Below are 16,844 nucleotides of genomic sequence, written 5' to 3'. Positions count from 1 at the left end.
TCCGTGATCAGGCAGTCCGTGATCAGGCAGTCCATCGGAAACCCGCTCCACAACTGGCTAGCATGTTTCGCCTCCGGCGTTAAGTTTATCTCCTGACGCAACAAGTTGTTTCGAGAAACGGAAAGAAAACCCCGGGGAAGGAGACAGGAGCGATGACGAAACACAAGACCGGAACACGCGAGGAATGGCTCGGAGCGAGGCTCGCACTGCTCGAGTCGGAGAAACGGCTCATGCGGCAGAGCGACGAGCTGGCGCGACAGCGACAGGAGCTGCCGTGGGTTCGGATCGACAAGGAGTATCTATTCGAGGCCGAGGAGGGAAGCGCCTCGCTCGCCGACCTCTTCCAAGGGCGCTCGCAACTCTTCGTCTATCATTTCATGTTCGGCTACGGATACCGGCTCACCGATGAGCGCCAAGGATGCACAGGATGCTCGTTGATCGCCGATCACTTCGACTGCGTCATCCCCCACCTGAACGGCCGCGACATTACCCTCGTTTGCGAATCGATCGCCCCGTTGCAGGAGATCCAGGACTGCAAGCAGCAAATGGGCTGGCGCTTCCCGTGGGTTTCGTCGCTCGGGAGCGATTTCAAATACGACTTCGGCGCCGCCTTCACCGAAGAGCAGCAGAGAGCCGGCGCCGACTACAACTATCAGCATGTCGACAGGGCCGAGCCGCAGAAGGAGGGAATGAGCGTCTTCGCGCTCCAGGACGGTGCCGTCTACCACACCTACTCGACCTACGCCCGTGGCACCGAAACGTTTATGGGCGTCTACCGTTTCCTCGACCTGGCTCCGTGGGGAAGGAACGAGAACGGGCTCGAATTCCCCCAGGCGTGGTGGCGCCGCCATGACGAGTACGGCAATCGCTGAGCGTCACGGGCACAACCGCGAATTACGGTGACAGGGGCACTATTTTCCTTTCTGCCTGCCGTGCCTTCGATCCGTAATGCCGCGGTGGGCGCAGATCCGCCTCCTGAAGATAGTGCGCGTCCGCCCTGCCGCCGGGCCGGTCAGCCTGATGGCATCTTGTGGAACGTCGTCAGCCCGGTTTCCATCTTGTCCCAGGGGAGGGCCCGGATACCGTAGGTGACAACGGTCGGATTGAACCGGCCCGGATCGTCGAGGCTTGCGGCATGGACCGTGATCACGTCCGGCATGGCGGCGTATGTCAAGTGTGTCGGCGTTCCGCAGACCGGGCAGAAGGAATGGATTTTCTCATTCCCGTTGTCCGCCGCGACACGCCAGTCCTTCGTCGTGCCGGTGATCGTCACGTCCGCCCGTGACGCAAACGTCAGGTAAGATCCGTGACCGGTGCCGCTTCTTTTCTGGCAATCGCGGCATTGGCAGTGGTTTTCGAAGATCGGGGCTGCCTTTGCCTCGTAGCGGACCGCGCCGCACGCGCATCCGCCGGTGTAGAGAGTGCTCATCTGCTCGGTTCCTTGTTCCGGGGTCAGGCCGCCCGTTCGGACGCGCGCGGCTTCGCGAAGACATCGATCGCCTGACCCGTTTCGAGGAAGGATTTCAGGCTGGAGAGGACGACCGGCCAACCGCGCTTGATGCCGTTCGCCATTCCGCTGCCGGATTCGAGTTCGTCATGGGTGACGGTCAGCCGGACCATGGCCTCGTATTCCTCGAGCTCGAAGGTCACCCGGCTGTAGCTCGCCGGATCGGACGCCTGCGAAGCGTTTGCCCAGGTGATGACGAGACGGGTCGGCGGCGAGACCTCGACGACCTTGCCGACGAGTTCGACGGTCCGTTCATCATTGGCGCGGATATGCTCCCAGCTCGAACCGGGCTTCCAGTCGGAGACGTTCTCGTGGCCCCAGTAGCGCCGTGCGAGGTCGGGTTTGGTTATGGCCTCGAACACCTTTCCCGGTGTCGAGACAATATAGGTCGTATAGATAAAGCTTTCCTTGGTCATTGCTACGCTCCTCTTGTTTCGCGAGCATAGGTAGATGGGGAAACCGGGTTCGTGTGAGTGACAATCTTGTCGCGAATTGCATCTGATATGAAAAGGGTTGACGCATGACGCGCTGGCAGCTTGCTCATGGACGGCATCTCGATCTTGGCGCGCAATCGTTGCTGATGGGGATTTTGAACGTCACGCCGGACAGTTTTTCCGACGGGGGAGAATTCGATCGGCCGGAGCGGGCGCTCCAACAGGCGCGGCGCATGATCGGCGAGGGCGCGGCGATCATCGATGTCGGCGGCGAGTCCACCCGGCCCGGCGCCGGCGCCGTTTCTGCCCGGGAGGAGCAATCGCGCATCCTTCCGGTCATCGAGGCGCTGTCGTCAGACGGCGGCAGCCTCGTTTCGGTCGACACCTATCGGGCCGAGACGGCGCGTCTGGCGGTCGCCGCGGGCGCGCATATCGTCAACGACGTGCATGGCCTGCAGCGCGAACCCGACATCGCGCACGTCGCAGCGGAAACCGGCGCCGGCCTCGTCATCATGCACACCGGGCGCGACCGTGAAAAACTGGCGGATGTGATCGCCGACCAGTTCCTGTTCCTGAACAGATCGCTGGAGATCGCGCGCGACGCCGGCATCCCGGACGACCGGATCGTGCTGGACCCCGGCTTCGCCTTCGCCAAGGACGGCGAGGAAAACCTCGAGCTCATGGCTCGCTTCGGTGAATTGCGCGCTCTCGGTTTTCCATTGCTGGTCGGCACGTCACGCAAGCGTCTTGCCCGTCACCTTGTCGGCGGAACTGACGAGGGGCGGGACGTCGGCACAGCGGCGACCAGCGTCATCCTGCGGTTGAAGGGCGCTTCGATCTTTCGCGTGCACAACGTTGCCGTCAATCGCGACGCACTGGCCTTCGCCGACGCGGTGCGCGAGCGCGAGACCGTGGAATAATGCATGTCGCCCAAAAGCATGCCCTCGGGCTTGAACCGAGGGTGCGCAGCGGTTTTGGGATAACGACATGCATAAAAACAAGAACTTAGGCGCGTCAGGCCGGCTCGGTGACGACGCCGATCCGCCGGTAGACGAATTGTTCGTCGTTCGAAGGAACTGCCGCAGCACGCTGGGCTTCGTCGATCAGCATGGCCATGCGCGCATGGATCGGCGATTTCGCGCAAGCCGGGTCCGTCGCGGCGGCGTCGCCGGCAATCGCCATCGCCTGGCAGCGGCAACCGCCCCAGTCGATCTCACGCCGTTCGCAGCTGCGACAGGGCTGCTGCATCCAGTCGGTGCCGCGAAAGGCGTTGAATGCCGGCGAATCGGTCCAGATTTCGGCCAGGCTGCGCGGGCCGAAACGCTCAAAGCTGAGCGACGGGATGGTCTGTGCGGCATGGCATGGCAGCACGGTGCCGTCCGGCGCCACCATGAAGGCGTCGCGCGCCCAGCCGCCCATGCACGGCTTGGGATAGATGGCGAAATAATCCGGCGGGACGAAATCGATGTTCATGATGCCGATGAGCCGTTCGCGTGCCGCCGCGACGATCTCCGCCTGCCGGTCGACCGCAGCACGCTCGGGCATCAGTTGATCGCGATTGGTCAGCGCCCAGCCGGCATACTGCACGTTGGCGATCTCGAGCCGCTCCGCGCCCAGCGAGAGGGCCAGATCGATGAATTCCGGCACTTCCTCGATATTGTGGCGATGGATCGGCGCGTTGATGGTAAGCGGCAGGCCGGCCGCGCGAGCGCGGCGTGCCGTCTCCAGCTTCTTTTCGTGGCCGCCCTTGTGGTTGCCGATGCGGTCGGTGGTCGCCGGCCGTGCGCCTTGAAAGCTCAGCTGCAGATGGTCGAGCCCGGCTTCGGCAAACGCCTCGATGCGGCCTTCGGCAATGCCGACGCCGGCGGTGATCAGGTTGGTGTAGACGCCGCGCGCCGAAAGCCCGGCGATCAATTGCTCGAGGTCGCGGCGCAGCGTCGGTTCGCCGCCGGACAGATGCACCTGGAGAACGCCGAGAGCGGCAGCCTGCGAGAACAGGTCGAGCCAGGTCTGTGTATCGAGTTCGCGATTGGCTTTCAGCAATTCGAGCGGATTGGAGCAATACGGGCATTGCAGCGGGCAGCGATGCGTCAGTTCCGCCAGCATGCCGATCGGAGGGAGAAGGGGCTCGCTCATAGCTTCACCAGCAGCTTGTCCGACCATTCCTGCAGGAAGGCGATGACGTCGGCGGCCACGGCCTCCTGTTCGGCCTCATAATCCGCGGCAAGGTCGGCGATGATGTGGCCGACCGTGGACCGTCCATCGCAGCGGCGCAATATATCGAGGCTGATGTCGTTCGGCCAAAATACTTTTTCCGGCGAAAGCACGGCGAACGCCTGCCGCACGGGGTCGTACTGTATGCGCACGTGCTTCGGCAGCGATGGCACCGACTGCGGCGACACCAGGGCTCTTTCGCGCAGCGCCATCATCGGGCTGCCTCCGGGCGGAAGGCGCCAGGCGGTATATTTCCCGGCTCGGCATAGGCGTGTTGAAGCGCGTCGAGCATGGCCCACAGTATGTCGCATTTGAACACCAGCGCATCGATCGCCTGCTGCTGGCGTTCCGCCGTGTCGGCATGGCCGAGCACGTAGGCGAGAGCGAAATCGGCGTCGCGCGAGGCCTGTTCGGGCCGTCGGGTGAAGTAGGCCAGCGTATCCTCGGTGATGTAATCGTATTTGGCCAGCATGGCCGGGACCCGCTCGCCGATGATGAGCGGCGAAAACATCTCGGTCAGCGACGAGGCGACCGCCTCGAACAGCGTCCGGTTCGTGCAAAAGGAGAGGTAAGCGCCGACCGCGAAATGTGTCGCCGGCAGCGCCAGCCTTTCGCTCTTCACGTCATCGGGATCGAGGCCGAGCGAGGTCGCCAGATGCAGCCAGCGCGCGATCCCGCCGCTCCAGCCGTCCTGGCCGTCATGGTCCTCGATGCGTTTGCGCCAGGCGGCGCGAAACGCCGGATCTTCGGCATGAGCAAGGATCATGGCATCCTTGCGCGGGATGACTGCCTGGTAGCAGTAGCGGTTCAGCGCCCAGGCCTGCATCTCGGTCCTCGACAGCGCACCGCTAGTCATCCTGTGATGGAAAGGATGGCGGTTATGATAGCGCTCGGCGCCGACCTGACGCAGCACGGCTTCGAGCTGGCTGGAGGACAGGCCGTTCCTGGCTACGTCGTGGAAATCACTCAAAATTCCATCTCCATCCCGTCGCGGGCGACTTCCCAGCCAGCCGCTTTGACCGCTGCGTGTTCGCCGGAATTCTCGTCCAGAACAGGGTTGGTATTGTTGATATGAACGAAGACACGGCGGCCGATCCTCACATCGGCCAAGCCGGCGATCGAACCCGCGTCTCCCGACATTGCCAGATGCCCCATGCGCGCACCGGTTTTTTGCCCGACGCCGGCAGCAATCATCTCGTCGTCCGTGTAGACCGTGCCGTCGAACAGAAGGCAGGCGGCATCGGCTAGACGCGTGCGCAGGGCCGCATCGATGCGCGCGCAGCCCGGGATATAGAAGACGGAGCCGCGACTGCCGGCATCAGTGATGCGGACGCCGATCGTGTCGCCCGACTCGGAGCTGAAATTGGCTTCCGGCTGGCTTCTTTCCTCGAGATAGAGGGCTATCTTCCCCGGCACGGGAAAACTCTCGACAGTCACGCCGGTGTCGTGGCCGTCTGCGTCGCAGATCGCCAGTTCTTTTGCCGGCGACAGGATGCGTCGCGGCACGAGCGCCGGATCGAGGACATTGAAAATCGAATTCGCCTCCAGCGTCGCCAGAACCTGTGTCGTTGCATAGATAGCGAAAGGCTGCCGCTCACGCAGGCTGAGCAGGCCGGCGACATGATCGACATCGGCATTGGTCAGCACCACCGCACGGACAGGCGTCGATCGCAGCGGCGCATCAGGCGCGGGCTGCAATTCAGGCGTTTGCGCAATCTGCTGGCGAATATCGGGCGAGGCGTTGAAGAGCACCCAGCCGGCCCCATCCACTGACGCGGCGATGCTTGATTGGGTTCGCGAATACACGCCAGCCATCCCGGTGCGAGCCGCGCGGCTCAGGCGATAGTTGCAGTTCCATTGCGGAAAGCCACCGCCTGCCGCCGAGCCGATGATTTTCAAGCGCATTGCAATGCCCGCTCTGCGGCTTGTTCAACCGGCAGCAAGTTTTCGACCGCGAATGGCTTCGCGCCCGCATTGAACGCGCCAAAGCCTTTCCCGAAGACCTCGCGCGGCAAGGCAGTGCGTGCCCCCGTTGCCAGGGACACGCACCTCTGCGGCCTACTTCTTGGGAGGAATTTCAGCAGGCAGATACCGCGAAATTTCGAAGCCCGCAGCAACCTGGCACATGGTCGGTTTTGTCCAGCTCTTCTTCATGGCATTTCTCCTCTTATACCAGCCCGAAGGGGCCGATTCTTTTCTCAGTCAACCATTGCTGGGCACCTTTGCAATGGCTCGTCCATCAGCTCTCAAAATGGACAAATGAAACGGTAGGTTCTGAAAACTCGAAAAACAAGACGCTCGAAAATAACAATGCTCATGCTCAATTGCTAATCACATAAGGCTTTCTTTCCTCCAGCGGAAGGTTCGCACCTTCCCATCCATCGGCGCCGGGCGGATACCAGATCACCGAGCTGTAGCCCCATTCGACGGCCCGTTTGGCGGCATTCCAGGACATCCAGCAATTCGTCATGCAATAGAACAGAATCGCGCGCGACTTGTCGGGACCGGCTTCGGCCGCGAGGCCTTGGCGAAAATAACTGGCGGTCTCCTCGGAAATAGCGCCGTAACCGACATTGGCCAGCCAGGTGCTGCCTGGGATATCCTTTCTGATCGTCTCTCTCCAAATCGTTCCTGCCGGCAAATTGGCCGGCTTCGGCGTGTACGGCATGACGTCGAAGAACACCGCCTTCTTCCCCCGCCACAGCGCCTCTGCCTCTGCCGTCGTCACCACCTTCGCGCCCTGCAGAGTCTGCGGCACCGGCGCCCGATAGTCGTCCATCCGGTAGCCGCCGGGCTCGGCGATATCGCCAGCCCACATCGGTTCGGTCAGACCCAGAAGGCCCGCAGCGACCAGCAAAATCGTCTCCTTTCCCTTCATACCGGTTTCGTCATTGCGTGATCGGATTATCGTGTTCGTCGATCAGCGGCACATTGTAGTCCAGCAGGATCCTGTTGATCTCCGCCTGGTTTTCCCTGATCACCCGGTTGAGCGTCCGCTTCCATTCCTGGTCGGATGGACGCACGCCCATTGTGATGCGGTAGGACATGCGCGAGCCGGTTTTTTCCTTCACCAGCGGAACGATCGTGAGATCGGCGCCGAGCTGCTTGGCATAGTAGCCTGCCATCGGTCCCCATATGACCGCCGCGTCGATCTTGCCGGCGAGCATGTCCTTGATCATGACCTCGCCCATGGAAGGGGTGAGGCGCGTATCCACCGCCAGCGGATAGATCTTTGCCGTTCGCAGGAGCTTGTTGGCGGCCATGCTGGCAGTCGGCGGCGTGCTTTCGACGACACCGATCTTCTTGCCGGTGAGTTTCGGATCCTCGATCGTCTCGACGCCTTCCATGCGATTGCCCTTCGGATGCACCAGCACATAGGAGGAGCGATAGTAGGCGTTGGTGTTCTGCACCAGCTCATCGCCCTGGGCATAACCCATGATGATGTCGCAGCGGTTGGCCGCCAGCGTGTTGCGCACGAAGCCCGCAACACTAGGAAACCATGTATAGGCGACGGACTTTCGACCGGTTTTCGCGGCAACCAGCTCGGACAGTTTGTTTTCGAAGCCTTCGCCGCTCTTGTCGGTGAAGGGCATGTTCGAAGGATCGGCGCAGACGCGCAGAATGTTTGGGTCGACCAGTTCTCCCGCGGCACCAAGGCCAGCGTCCTGCGCCTGAGCGTTCGAAGGCAGCAAGGCGAGTGCGCCGAGCATCGGCAGGACAAAACGCAGCTTCAACGCATCACGGCCAATCATATCATCCACCCATACAGGATGCTTCCGCATCCTTCGCTGCCTGTGGCTTGTCGGTTTTTTTCGGCGGTCTGCCGCGGGGCGCCGCACCGTCGGCGCGGGCACGCAGATAGACGTAGAGATCATCCATGTAGCAATAGACGTTCTTGTTGTCGCCAAAGGCAGGCATGACATTCTCCTTGCCGCCGCCGACATTCTTGCGGCCTTCGGCGACGATCGAGATAAATGTGGCGTAATCCATAGTTTTCAAGCTGTTGACCAAGGCCGGCGCATAGCTCGAACCTGTGCCGTCCGGTCCGTGACAGACATGGCAATCGGAGTGATACCGGCGGTAACCGCTGAACGTGTACCAATCGACGGTTCCGTTTTCGATCTTGTAGGTCGGATTACCCTCCGCGTCGAAATGCTTGCCGCCTTCTTCCGTCACCGCCTTGGCTTTTTCCGCGCTGTCCTGGGCTTGTGCGAGGCTTGTACTTGCCAGAGGCAGCAGAGCCAGAGCGAGAGCGGAAATTACAATGCGAACGGACATTCAGACTCTTCCTTCATTTCGCCTGCACACGGTTTTGCTGTCGTGAAGCGGCATTGATCGATGTTTGAGTGCGCGGCGAAATTGAGAGCCCGGGCCTGGCTTCCCGGTGATCCGGGCTCTCGCTTTTCAACCCTTGGTCTTTTTACAAGACCGAGGCGTGCCTAAGGTTCCCGAGTATCAGTCCGGGAGACCGAAGACGGTGAGCTGGCCACCCAGCGTCGTGTAGTCGGCAAGTGCTGCGTAGCCACCGACAGCGCCCAGACCAGCAGTCCCAACGACCGCGGCCTCGTCGCCTTGCGCACGGCCCTGATCGACGGCGCCATGCCAGGCAGCGGCGTTTTCGGGCGCAAGCAGTCCACCTGCCAGACCGATGCCGGCCCATCCACCGACGCCGGACAGAACGGCGATGTACTGCTTGCCGCCATGCTCGTAGGCCGTGATGTTGCCGATGATGCCGGACGGGGTCTTGAACTTGTAAAGTTCGTTGCCGTCATGATCGACCGCCTTGATGTAGCCCTCGAGTGTGCCGTAGAAGACGACGTCGCCGTCGGTTGCAAGAGCGCCCGACCACACCGAGAACTTCTCGGGCTTCGACCAGACGATCTCGCCCTTGGCGGCATCCCAGGCAATGAAGTTGCCCATGTTGTCCTCACCAGCGGGAGGATACATCGACACGGTGGCGCCCACGTAAGGCTGGCCGGCAGTGTAGCTCACCTTGTAAGGCTCATAGTCCATGCAGACATGGTTTGTCGGCACGTAGAACAGGCCGGTCTTCGGCGAATAGGCCGCCGGTTGCTGGTCCTTGGTTCCAAGCGCCGCCGGGCAGATGCCCGTCGTGTTGGTGTCTTCGCCGTTCTGCTGGGTCGAATATTTGGCCACGACCTGCGGGCGGCCATACTGGTCGCTGTTCGGGTCCATATTGACTTCCGTCGCCCAGTTCACTGCCGGATCGTATTTCTTGGCGACGAGAAGCTCGCCAGTGGCGCGGTCCATGGTGTAGGCAAAGCCGTTGCGGTCGAAATGCACCAGCACGTCATGCTTGGCGCCGCCGACCTCCATGCCGTCGACGAGAATCATCTCGTTGACGCCGTCAAAGTCCCATTCGTCATGCGGGGTCATCTGGTAGAGCCATTTGGCAACACCAGTATCCGCATCGCGAGCCATGATCGTCATCGACCAGCGATTGTCGCCTGGGCGCTGGACCGGGTTCCATGTCGAGGGATTGCCGGTACCATAGTAAACCAGGTTCAGCTTGGGATCATAGGAATACCATCCCCATGTCGTGCCGCCGCCTGTCTTCCACTGTTCGCCTTCCCAGGTGTTCGTGCCGGAACTCTTTCCAACAGGCTTGCCGAGATGGGTGGTCTTCTCGGGATCGATCAGGGTCTCTTCGTCCGGCCCTGTCGAATAAGCTTTCCAGGCGAGGCTGCCGTCTTTCAGATTGTAGGCGGCCAGCCAGCCGCGAACGCCGAATTCAGCGCCGGAGACGCCGACGAGCACCTTGTCCTTGACGACTACGGGCGCTGACGTACCGGATTCGCCCTTTCCGCCATCGGTCTGCTCGCCGTTCTTGACCGACCAGACAACCTTGCCGGTCTTGGCATCGAGCGCCACGACGGTGGTGTCGGCCTGGTTGAGAATGATCTTGCCGTCACCATAGGCAACGCCACGGTTCACCGTGTCGCAGCACATGATCCCAATAACGTTCGGGTCTTGCTTGGGCTCGTATTTCCAGAGGATCTTTCCGTCATTCTTGAGATCGAGAGCATAGACGGTGTTCGGGAACGGCGCGTGGACATACATCACATCGCCGATGATCAGCGGCCCGCCTTCATGGCCGCGCAACACGCCAGTGGAGAAGGTCCACTTGACCTGCAGGTTCTTCACATTGTCCTTGGTGATCTGGTTAAGCTTGGAAAAGCGGGTGTTGGCGTAGTCACCCGTCTGCATCACCCAATCCTTGGGGTTTTCGGCCATTTTAATCAGCTCGTCATTGGCCGACGACATGTGGACCGCGCCGAACGACATGAGCGCCGCGGTCGTCAGTAGGTAGGCAGTTTTCGCAAGTACACGCATCAAAGTCCTCCCAGGGTTCACAATGAACGAATCGTCCGTTGAGCCCACGAGGGCTTGCCCAAGCGATTCATATGGGGGAAGTATTTCCGGCAGCGTGTCACGACCTAAGCCGAATGAGCAGAGGGCACCGTTACTGCCCATCCCACTTGGCCTACGAAAGACTGTCGCCGCTCCCTAATGACGGTGACGCCCTTGAAGCCGGAAACAGGATGAAGCTATGTCATCCCCAGGCGGAAGGCAAGAAAAATCACTTCCGTCCATGTTGCAGTGCAATATAGAGAAATAGATATGAAAAAATCCGAACGGAAAGCTATTGATCGACTGATGATGAGGCGAGATGTATATAAGTGACCGAATTTTGCGTATTTTTTGGGCAAAATGTATTGATTTCTATTTGGGAATATTCCTTAGAGCGTAGGATTTTAAGTATGCGCGCGTCGCTCCCGGTGCCGATAGTCGAGGAGACATGAAATGAAGCTCAGCACCAGGATTTGGAGCCGATCACCGTGCCGTCGGGGAGGCCTTTTGCCCGCCGGTACGGCCTGCTCCTTTGGTACTATATGGCCAGCATGAGAACTTGACTGGCGTAGTGGCACGAGGCCAACTGGTGCGGTGATCTGTATCGATCCGTCGATCAATCGCGTCCGGGCCACTCGGAGGGTTCTCCATGATCAGATATGCCGGCTTTTCGACCTTGCCGCTGTTGCTCACATCGGCCCTGGCCTTCGCCAATCCGGCCGGCGCCGCTGGAGATTATCCGACGGTGACGGTTGTCGACTATGTGCTCGGCTGCATGCAGACGAATGGCCAGACACGTCAGGCGCTGGAGAGCTGTTCCTGCTCGATCGACGTCATCGCCTCGATCCTTCCTTTCGAGGATTATGAAAGGGCCGAGACCTTCAAGAGCATGTCCCTGACGACCGGGGAGCGTTCGGGGCTGTTTCGCGAAAGCGCGCCGGCAAAAGCCGCAAGCACGGAACTGAAGCGCGCGCAGGCGGAAGCCGACGTGCGCTGCTTTTAGAGCGTGCCCTGGTAAGAGCGCCGACGGCGAAGACAACCCGCGGCATACGGTTTCGAAGCTTCAGAGTCCCGTAGCTTCCAGTGGCCATTGATCGCGAAAGACCTTGCCGTCCGTATCGATCGCTTCGACCTGAATGTCGCCAGTGCCGTGCGCGGTGAAATCGAACCGGAAATTGGGGTCTTCCGAAATCGATATCCCGCCTTCCATCGAGAGGATCGGCCGGTCTGCCTGCGAGATCGACAGTTTCTGAACGAAATGCGCGGGGATGAAATACTGGGTCAGTGGATTCCGCTGCAGGCCCGAATTGTTCGGGTGCCGGATCATCAACTGCAATTCCTGCGCCTTTGTCATCGTCTCTTGCGGCGGGAATTGGCGCAGCTTCATCTGCCCCATCGTCGCGATCGCTTCGTCCTGGTTCTTGACTGCCGGGGCGGAGCATCCGCCCGACGCCTTGACGAAGGTCTGAGCCATGTGAAGTTCACCGCCCTGCGTTTCTGCTATCGCACGCAAATAGGAATAGTCGTTGACGCGCACGCGCGTCGACAGATGTGTCACGCCGGCGTCCTTGCCGATCTGGAACGTCGCCGCCACCGGTGCCGGATTGACGTCGATGATCAAGGTGACGGACTTGATGCCGTCGGGTGCCTTGGCGGGGTCGATATAGATGTCGACGGGCACGATGGCGGCATCCTGCGCCCGCTTCGGCGCCTCGACCCGGACGACGCCGGTATCGACCAGAATTGCCCGATCGCCGAACACGTCGCCTTTCAAATCCTGCCAGATCCTGTCCGAGGATGCGGTTGTCTGCTGCGCGTGGGCGGCTCCGAAGGAGCCAAAGAGCGTGCCGACGGCCAGGATGATCGCGGCGAAGATGGCTGCGAGCGGCAAAGCGAGCTGCCGGCTCCGGTAAGCGTGGTCTTGCATTTCGATGCCTCCACCAATGTCAGAGAGAGGTGGTGCCCAGGCCGATGTCGAAGGATAAACCCTCGACGATGTGTTGGCAAATCGATCCGCCTGATCACGTCCAGCGCTTGTCGGTGTGATCTATTCCCATTCGAGTTCGGCAAAGGCAGCCGTTGCATTGCGCTCGTTGTAGTCGTCGAACAGATGCCAATTGCTTCGTTCGCTTCGGCCGGCGGTCCTGACGGCCTCGCTGAGCGGCACCCCGTCGGCGATCGCCTTGCGAATATCGCGCGCCAGAACCTCGAAATAGCGCCGCTCCGCCGTCAGCGCCTCCGGCCAGTCGGCCGGCACCGGGCCATGTCCCGGCACGACGCGCGCAGCGCTGATCGCGGCGAGCGCATCCATCTGGCGGAGCCAGCCGAGCAGCGATCCGTCGAGCGTTGGCAAGGAGCCTATGAAAACGAGATCGCCGGCAAACAGCGTGCGCGTCGCGCTGTCGAAGACGGTCAGGTCGTTGTCGGTGTGAGCCGCCTTCCATCCCTGTAATTCGAGCACACGTCCGCCGAGGTTGAGCTGCAGGCGGTCGTTGACCAGCATCGTCGGCGGTATGATCTCGATCCCTTTCATCAGCGCGTCGCCGATCTGTTCGCGAAAGCTTTGCAGGTAGAACGCGCCGCGCGCCTCGAGCGCGCGCGGCAGATTGTGGTGGCCGACGATGGTCGCGCCGATCTCCCGGAATGCCGCGTTGCCGAAGATGTGGTCGGGGTGCATATGGGTGTTGATCAGATAGCGAACCGGCTTGGCGCTCATTTTGCCGATCGCGGCGATGAGGGCGTTCGCCTCGATCAGGCTGCCGCCGCTGTCGATGACGGCAACGGCGTCGGTGCCGACGACGACGCCCAGGTTCGAGATCGCGCCCTGGTTGGCCGCGCTCATCAATTCATCGACGCCCCGGAAAGCGAAGACGCCGTCGGCGATTTTCCTGAGCTTGAATTCAAGCCCGCCGGCAGCAGCGAGAGCGGCCCGCCCGAGGCAGCAGGGCAGCATCGCGGTGCTGACGGCGGTGCAGGCGAAGCCGTTCACAATCTTGCGTCGTGTCGTATCGATCGGCATGGCTTCCCCCGATAAGCATTCCGAGCCGTAGGCGATCAGGCCACGCCCGGAAATTTTTGGTGGAACGACCGCAAAAGGTCGCTCATCACCTGTGGATTGCGATAGTGCCGCGGCAGCCTTACGTCGAACATGCCGAGCACATGGGCCGGCCGCTGCGCGAGCACGATGATGCGATCGGACAGCATCAAGGCCTCGCGGAGATTATGGGTTACCATCAGGACGGTCGTAGGCCGCGCCGACCACACGGTCAAAAGCAGGTGCCGAAGCCGCTCGGCGGTCCGTTCGTCGAGTGAGGCGAAGGGTTCGTCCAGGAGAAGCACCGCCGGTTCGGTGGCGAAGGCCCTGGCAAGTGCTGCCCTGCGCGCCAGGCCGAGCGAAAGCTCCGCCGGATAGAGCGAGCGCATGCCGGCGAGGCCGAGCGTGTCGAACAGCCCGTCGAGATTTTTCGTTCTCAGGCTTTTCGGCAGCGCCAGCCTGACATTCTGCTCCACCGTCCGCCACGGCAGCAAGGTCGGCTCCTGGAATACGGCGGCGATGCGGCCCAAGCTTCCCTCCGGTAACTGGCCGCCTTCAGGCAGTTGGAAGGAGCCGGAAAAGTCTTTGTCCAATCCAAGCAGGATGCGCAGCGTCGTGGTCTTGCCGCAGCCGGATGGCCCCAGCAAGCAGGCGAATTCGCCTTGCCGGACCTCGAAGGAAAGGTCCTGGAGCGCCGTGATCGAGACGCCTTGCGCGGACCTGAAGGTCTTTTCGGCGATGTCGACCCTAAGCGGGACGACGGCGCCAACGGGTTGCATGTCGTTCAACGGGCTGCACCAGAAGGAGTTCGATGACAAGCATCACCGCCACGAAAGCCAGCGTGTAGGCAAGAATGGCGGCGACGTCGAAGAGCTGGAAATAGAGATAGATCTGGAAGCCGACACCATTGGAGCGGCCGAGCAGTTCGACCACCAGGACGATCTTCCAGATGAGGGCGATGCCGGATCGTGAGGCGGCGGCAAGATAGGGCTGCAGTTGCGGCAGCAGGATATGGCGAATGCGATCGATGAGCCCGAAGCGGTAGACGGCGGCCATTTCGGCGTAACTCGGATCAAGCGCCCTGGCGCCTTCGCGCACCGTCACGACGACATTCGGGATTTTGTTGACGGCAACCGCGCCAATCGCTGCCGCTTCGTTGAGGCCGAACCAGATGTAGGCGAGCACGATGACGACCAGCGCGGGAATGTTGAGAAACAGGATCAGCCAGGGACTGAAGAACCGGTCTGCGCTGCGGTGGCTGCCGAGGAGAACGCCGATGACCGAGCCAACGACCATCGCGACGATATATGCCGCGGCAACCCGGCCGAGTGTCGCGCCGAGATGATAGAAAAGGTCGCCGTTCGCCGCCTCTGCGAGCAGCACCTGCCAGACCTGTCCCGGCCCTGGAAAGGCACGGCTAGGCCAGGCATTGGCCGCAAGACCCCACAGCAGGCAAAGCCCGAGCAGAGAGACCGCGACCGTCAGCACCGGTGTCCGCGCCGTTGCAAGGCTGGACTGGCTGCCGGCCGCAGCGCCAGGCGGGCGATCGCCGGTGTCAGGTGCGCTCATTTCGGCAGCTCCTGCCAGAACGTGCCGGACGCCATCTCGGGCGCGCGGCCGACCAGCTTGTCGCCGCCGATCTCGGCCAGCACGCGGTAGAGCTTGCCCGCGTCGGCCGCATCCTCGGCGACGGGGCGTCTGGGAATGCCCTCGCGATAGCGGTCGCGCAGTTTGGCCAATTCCTTGCCTTGCGCGCGGATAATCGGCGCAAGGCGCAGCCACTCATCGTCGGATCTAGCCAGCAAGTCCTTGGACTGCGCCGAAGCCTTGATGAAGCCACTGATAGCGGCCGAATTTTCGCTCGCCCATTTGTCATGAAAGACATAGCCGAGCGCCGACACGGCGCCCGAGGCCCCGAGCGCTTTTGCCGCATCATCGGCGCCGATCAGCCGACGAAAACCGTTGGCCTCGAGGCGGGCGCAAAAATGCCAGAAATTGAGCACCGCATCGAGTTCGCCTTGCATCGCCTTTTCCGAAATCAGCGGCGGCGCGCCAAAGACGATGTCGCTGGTTGCCGGCAGGTCGAGGCCGTGATCGCGTCTGGCCAGCGCCTGGATCAGCAGCCAGCTTTTATCGAGAGGCCCGCCGGCGACGCCGATCTTTTTTCCCTTGAGATCGGTGATCGTGCGGATCGGCGCCCCCTCCTTCACCATGATCGCCCCGACGGCGGTCGAATAGGGGACCAGTGTGAGGTCGACGCCTTCCGAGCGCTGGCGCGAGACCCACAGCCAGTCGGAGACGATCATGTCGATCGCGCCGGCCAGCATGGCGACGTTGGTTGCATCCTCGCCGGCGAAATCGATGACCTCCAGATCGATGCCGTTGGCTGCGTCGAACTTGTGGTGCTTCATGGTGTCAAGCGCCCAACTTACGGTGCCGAACTTCAGCACGCCGATGCGAACCTTGGCCTTGGCGAAGGAGGGGGCCGTGGCGAAGGACGGCCTTGAGACAAGCGCTGCGGCCGTTCCAAGAGCTGCCAGACGGAGCGTTGCTCGACGCGAAATCATGATGATGTCTCCTCCCGGGGAGGCCGGGGCGCCGATCAGATCGCACGGTCCTTGTTCGGGAAAGCGCATTTCCAGCGCTTGACCTTGAGGGTCGGGTGTTCCTGCGACCATTTCGCGATTTCGCTGGGCGCCAAGACCATACATTGGACGAGAGAGCCGCGGCTCTCGAAATAGAGATGTTCGTCTCGGCAGTTGCCAGGATTGGCAATCAGGCAAACCGTCAATATGAGGTCGACCATATCCATTCAGCACCTCTTGCGCGCTTAAAGCCGCCCGCTTTGACCGAGATCCGGCCCGATCTGCGAGCCTGGACAAAATCGCCAACTGCCGGAGTCCCGAGGTGCCCATGGAAAACCGGAATGGTTTAAGGCTACGCGTTCGCCCGATGGCCGTCAACAAAGTCGAATGGATAGGGGCGGGAGGGACGGCGCCGAAACCAGAAAACAAAAACCCGCCTCGGCAGCGGGTCGTTGGCGCAAATCAGCACCATGAATAAATTCCTAGCATAACTGCCATCACAAAGCAATGAAAATACGAGGGCAATCGCTGCAGGTTGCACTCCCCCTTGCCCAGTCTTCCAGCGTTGGTGGTAGGCGAAAGCCGAAGCGGCATCCAATCTCCCCCTCGAGGGACCCTCGAGGGGGAGATGTCCGGCAGGACAGAGCGACTGTCTTGGAAGTCAAGCTGTTTGCCATGGTTTTTGGTCCCTGACGATT

Annotated in this window: 20 protein-coding genes; 3 read left to right on the top strand and 17 right to left on the bottom strand. The window is 61.4% G+C overall.

Annotated features, from left to right (window positions below; all coding sequences use genetic code 11):
- Positions 1–152 precede the first annotated feature (152 nt).
- Positions 153–872 carry a DUF899 domain-containing protein gene (locus tag AC0L25_RS17195; RefSeq protein ID WP_473596602.1) on the top strand — a complete coding sequence of 240 codons (720 nt, stop codon included), beginning with the start codon at positions 153–155 and terminating at the stop codon, positions 870–872.
- Positions 873–1,012: 140 nt separating this feature from the next.
- Here AC0L25_RS17195 and AC0L25_RS17190 read toward each other — a convergent pair whose 3' ends face one another.
- Together AC0L25_RS17190 and AC0L25_RS17185 are read right to left on the bottom strand one after the other, a co-directional pair.
- The gene (locus tag AC0L25_RS17190; protein ID WP_473596601.1) at positions 1,013–1,429 is read right to left on the bottom strand and encodes a GFA family protein; all 417 of its coding nucleotides are present in this window, start codon (positions 1,427–1,429) and stop codon (positions 1,013–1,015) included.
- A 23-nt stretch (positions 1,430–1,452) separates the two neighbouring features.
- On the bottom strand, positions 1,453–1,923 hold the full coding sequence (locus tag AC0L25_RS17185) for an SRPBCC family protein (protein WP_473596600.1): 471 nt from the start codon (positions 1,921–1,923) through the stop codon (positions 1,453–1,455).
- 104 nt (positions 1,924–2,027) lie between these two features.
- On the opposite strand from AC0L25_RS17185, the gene folP reads away from it, so the two are divergent.
- Positions 2,028–2,861 carry a dihydropteroate synthase gene (gene folP, locus AC0L25_RS17180; protein WP_473596599.1) on the top strand — a complete coding sequence of 278 codons (834 nt, stop codon included), beginning with the start codon at positions 2,028–2,030 and terminating at the stop codon, positions 2,859–2,861.
- A gap of 94 nt (positions 2,862–2,955) precedes the next feature.
- Here the strand turns inward: folP and pqqE are convergent, their stop codons facing one another.
- The 9 genes from pqqE to AC0L25_RS17135 all read right to left on the bottom strand — a co-directional run bounded on the left by pqqE (position 2,956) and on the right by AC0L25_RS17135 (position 10,461).
- Entirely contained in the window at positions 2,956–4,077 is a 1,122-nt protein-coding gene (gene pqqE / locus AC0L25_RS17175) for a pyrroloquinoline quinone biosynthesis protein PqqE (RefSeq protein WP_473596598.1), read from the bottom strand.
- On the bottom strand, positions 4,074–4,370 hold the full coding sequence (gene pqqD / locus AC0L25_RS17170; RefSeq protein ID WP_473596597.1) for a pyrroloquinoline quinone biosynthesis peptide chaperone PqqD: 297 nt from the start codon (positions 4,368–4,370) through the stop codon (positions 4,074–4,076). Before pqqD ends, pqqE begins: the two co-directional genes overlap by 4 nt.
- Positions 4,367–5,125: a pyrroloquinoline-quinone synthase PqqC gene (gene pqqC / locus AC0L25_RS17165; RefSeq protein WP_473596596.1), complete on the bottom strand. Its 759-nt coding sequence runs from the start codon at positions 5,123–5,125 to the stop codon at positions 4,367–4,369. Before pqqC ends, pqqD begins: the two co-directional genes overlap by 4 nt.
- Positions 5,122–6,060, bottom strand: a complete 939-nt coding sequence (pqqB, locus tag AC0L25_RS17160; protein ID WP_473596595.1) for a pyrroloquinoline quinone biosynthesis protein PqqB — start codon at positions 6,058–6,060, stop codon at positions 5,122–5,124. The genes pqqC and pqqB overlap by 4 nt, the downstream gene beginning before the upstream one ends.
- Before the next feature lie 153 nt (positions 6,061–6,213).
- Positions 6,214–6,309: a pyrroloquinoline quinone precursor peptide PqqA gene (locus AC0L25_RS17155; RefSeq protein ID WP_101954564.1), complete on the bottom strand. Its 96-nt coding sequence runs from the start codon at positions 6,307–6,309 to the stop codon at positions 6,214–6,216.
- A gap of 166 nt (positions 6,310–6,475) precedes the next feature.
- On the bottom strand, positions 6,476–7,033 hold the full coding sequence (locus AC0L25_RS17150) for a PQQ-dependent catabolism-associated CXXCW motif protein (RefSeq protein WP_473596594.1): 558 nt from the start codon (positions 7,031–7,033) through the stop codon (positions 6,476–6,478).
- Positions 7,034–7,043: 10 nt separating this feature from the next.
- Positions 7,044–7,907 (bottom strand): quinoprotein dehydrogenase-associated putative ABC transporter substrate-binding protein, encoded by an 864-nt coding sequence (locus AC0L25_RS17145; protein WP_473596593.1) that lies wholly within the window; start codon positions 7,905–7,907, stop codon positions 7,044–7,046.
- A gap of 1 nt (position 7,908) precedes the next feature.
- Positions 7,909–8,433, bottom strand: coding sequence for a c-type cytochrome, methanol metabolism-related (locus AC0L25_RS17140; protein ID WP_473596592.1), 525 nt, complete (start codon positions 8,431–8,433; stop codon positions 7,909–7,911).
- Positions 8,434–8,610: 177 nt separating this feature from the next.
- The gene (locus AC0L25_RS17135; protein ID WP_473596660.1) at positions 8,611–10,461 is read right to left on the bottom strand and encodes a methanol/ethanol family PQQ-dependent dehydrogenase; all 1,851 of its coding nucleotides are present in this window, start codon (positions 10,459–10,461) and stop codon (positions 8,611–8,613) included.
- 715 nt (positions 10,462–11,176) lie between these two features.
- On the opposite strand from AC0L25_RS17135, the gene AC0L25_RS17130 reads away from it, so the two are divergent.
- A complete protein-coding gene (locus tag AC0L25_RS17130) occupies positions 11,177–11,530 on the top strand; it encodes a hypothetical protein (RefSeq protein WP_473596591.1) in 354 nt (117 codons plus the stop codon).
- 60 nt (positions 11,531–11,590) lie between these two features.
- On the opposite strand, the gene AC0L25_RS17125 is transcribed toward AC0L25_RS17130, so the two are convergent.
- The 6 genes from AC0L25_RS17125 to AC0L25_RS17100 all read right to left on the bottom strand — a co-directional run bounded on the left by AC0L25_RS17125 (position 11,591) and on the right by AC0L25_RS17100 (position 16,373).
- Positions 11,591–12,454 (bottom strand): quinoprotein dehydrogenase-associated SoxYZ-like carrier, encoded by an 864-nt coding sequence (locus tag AC0L25_RS17125; RefSeq protein ID WP_473596590.1) that lies wholly within the window; start codon positions 12,452–12,454, stop codon positions 11,591–11,593.
- Positions 12,455–12,574: 120 nt separating this feature from the next.
- Positions 12,575–13,546, bottom strand: coding sequence for a quinoprotein relay system zinc metallohydrolase 2 (locus tag AC0L25_RS17120; protein WP_473596589.1), 972 nt, complete (start codon positions 13,544–13,546; stop codon positions 12,575–12,577).
- 35 nt (positions 13,547–13,581) lie between these two features.
- On the bottom strand, positions 13,582–14,340 hold the full coding sequence (locus tag AC0L25_RS17115) for an ABC transporter ATP-binding protein (RefSeq protein ID WP_473596659.1): 759 nt from the start codon (positions 14,338–14,340) through the stop codon (positions 13,582–13,584).
- Complete coding sequence (locus tag AC0L25_RS17110) at positions 14,309–15,130, bottom strand: ABC transporter permease (RefSeq protein ID WP_473596588.1); 822 nt, start codon at positions 15,128–15,130, stop codon at positions 14,309–14,311. The genes AC0L25_RS17115 and AC0L25_RS17110 overlap by 32 nt, the downstream gene beginning before the upstream one ends.
- On the bottom strand, positions 15,127–16,131 hold the full coding sequence (locus tag AC0L25_RS17105; protein WP_473596658.1) for an ABC transporter substrate-binding protein: 1,005 nt from the start codon (positions 16,129–16,131) through the stop codon (positions 15,127–15,129). Before AC0L25_RS17105 ends, AC0L25_RS17110 begins: the two co-directional genes overlap by 4 nt.
- A gap of 32 nt (positions 16,132–16,163) precedes the next feature.
- The gene (locus tag AC0L25_RS17100) at positions 16,164–16,373 is read right to left on the bottom strand and encodes a hypothetical protein (protein WP_352961940.1); all 210 of its coding nucleotides are present in this window, start codon (positions 16,371–16,373) and stop codon (positions 16,164–16,166) included.
- Positions 16,374–16,844 lie beyond the last annotated feature (471 nt).

The sequence above is a fragment of the Mesorhizobium sp. WSM4813 genome, from assembly GCF_055811555.1.
The sequence above is the reverse complement of the archived record's forward strand: the minus strand, read 5'-3'. Positions and strand labels throughout refer to the sequence as shown.

Bases quoted from the DNA above. Each gene is read 5' to 3' on its own strand.
- AC0L25_RS17195 (WP_473596602.1), top strand. From the start codon at position 153: ATGACGAAACACAAGACCGGAACACGCGAGGAATGGCTCGGAGCGAGG.
- AC0L25_RS17190 (WP_473596601.1), bottom strand. From the start codon at position 1,429: ATGAGCACTCTCTACACCGGCGGATGCGCGTGCGGCGCGGTCCGCTAC.
- AC0L25_RS17185 (WP_473596600.1), bottom strand. From the start codon at position 1,923: ATGACCAAGGAAAGCTTTATCTATACGACCTATATTGTCTCGACACCG.
- folP (WP_473596599.1), top strand. From the start codon at position 2,028: ATGACGCGCTGGCAGCTTGCTCATGGACGGCATCTCGATCTTGGCGCG.
- pqqE (WP_473596598.1), bottom strand. From the start codon at position 4,077: ATGAGCGAGCCCCTTCTCCCTCCGATCGGCATGCTGGCGGAACTGACG.
- pqqD (WP_473596597.1), bottom strand. From the start codon at position 4,370: ATGATGGCGCTGCGCGAAAGAGCCCTGGTGTCGCCGCAGTCGGTGCCA.
- pqqB (WP_473596595.1), bottom strand. From the start codon at position 6,060: ATGCGCTTGAAAATCATCGGCTCGGCGGCAGGCGGTGGCTTTCCGCAA.
- AC0L25_RS17155 (WP_101954564.1), bottom strand. From the start codon at position 6,309: ATGAAGAAGAGCTGGACAAAACCGACCATGTGCCAGGTTGCTGCGGGC.
- AC0L25_RS17150 (WP_473596594.1), bottom strand. From the start codon at position 7,033: ATGAAGGGAAAGGAGACGATTTTGCTGGTCGCTGCGGGCCTTCTGGGT.
- AC0L25_RS17145 (WP_473596593.1), bottom strand. From the start codon at position 7,907: ATGATTGGCCGTGATGCGTTGAAGCTGCGTTTTGTCCTGCCGATGCTC.
- AC0L25_RS17140 (WP_473596592.1), bottom strand. From the start codon at position 8,433: ATGTCCGTTCGCATTGTAATTTCCGCTCTCGCTCTGGCTCTGCTGCCT.
- AC0L25_RS17135 (WP_473596660.1), bottom strand. From the start codon at position 10,461: ATGTCGTTCGGCGCGGTCCACATGTCGTCGGCCAATGACGAGCTGATT.
- AC0L25_RS17130 (WP_473596591.1), top strand. From the start codon at position 11,177: ATGATCAGATATGCCGGCTTTTCGACCTTGCCGCTGTTGCTCACATCG.
- AC0L25_RS17125 (WP_473596590.1), bottom strand. From the start codon at position 12,454: ATGCAAGACCACGCTTACCGGAGCCGGCAGCTCGCTTTGCCGCTCGCA.
- AC0L25_RS17120 (WP_473596589.1), bottom strand. From the start codon at position 13,546: ATGCCGATCGATACGACACGACGCAAGATTGTGAACGGCTTCGCCTGC.
- AC0L25_RS17115 (WP_473596659.1), bottom strand. From the start codon at position 14,340: ATGCAACCCGTTGGCGCCGTCGTCCCGCTTAGGGTCGACATCGCCGAA.
- AC0L25_RS17110 (WP_473596588.1), bottom strand. From the start codon at position 15,130: ATGAGCGCACCTGACACCGGCGATCGCCCGCCTGGCGCTGCGGCCGGC.
- AC0L25_RS17100 (WP_352961940.1), bottom strand. From the start codon at position 16,373: ATGGATATGGTCGACCTCATATTGACGGTTTGCCTGATTGCCAATCCT.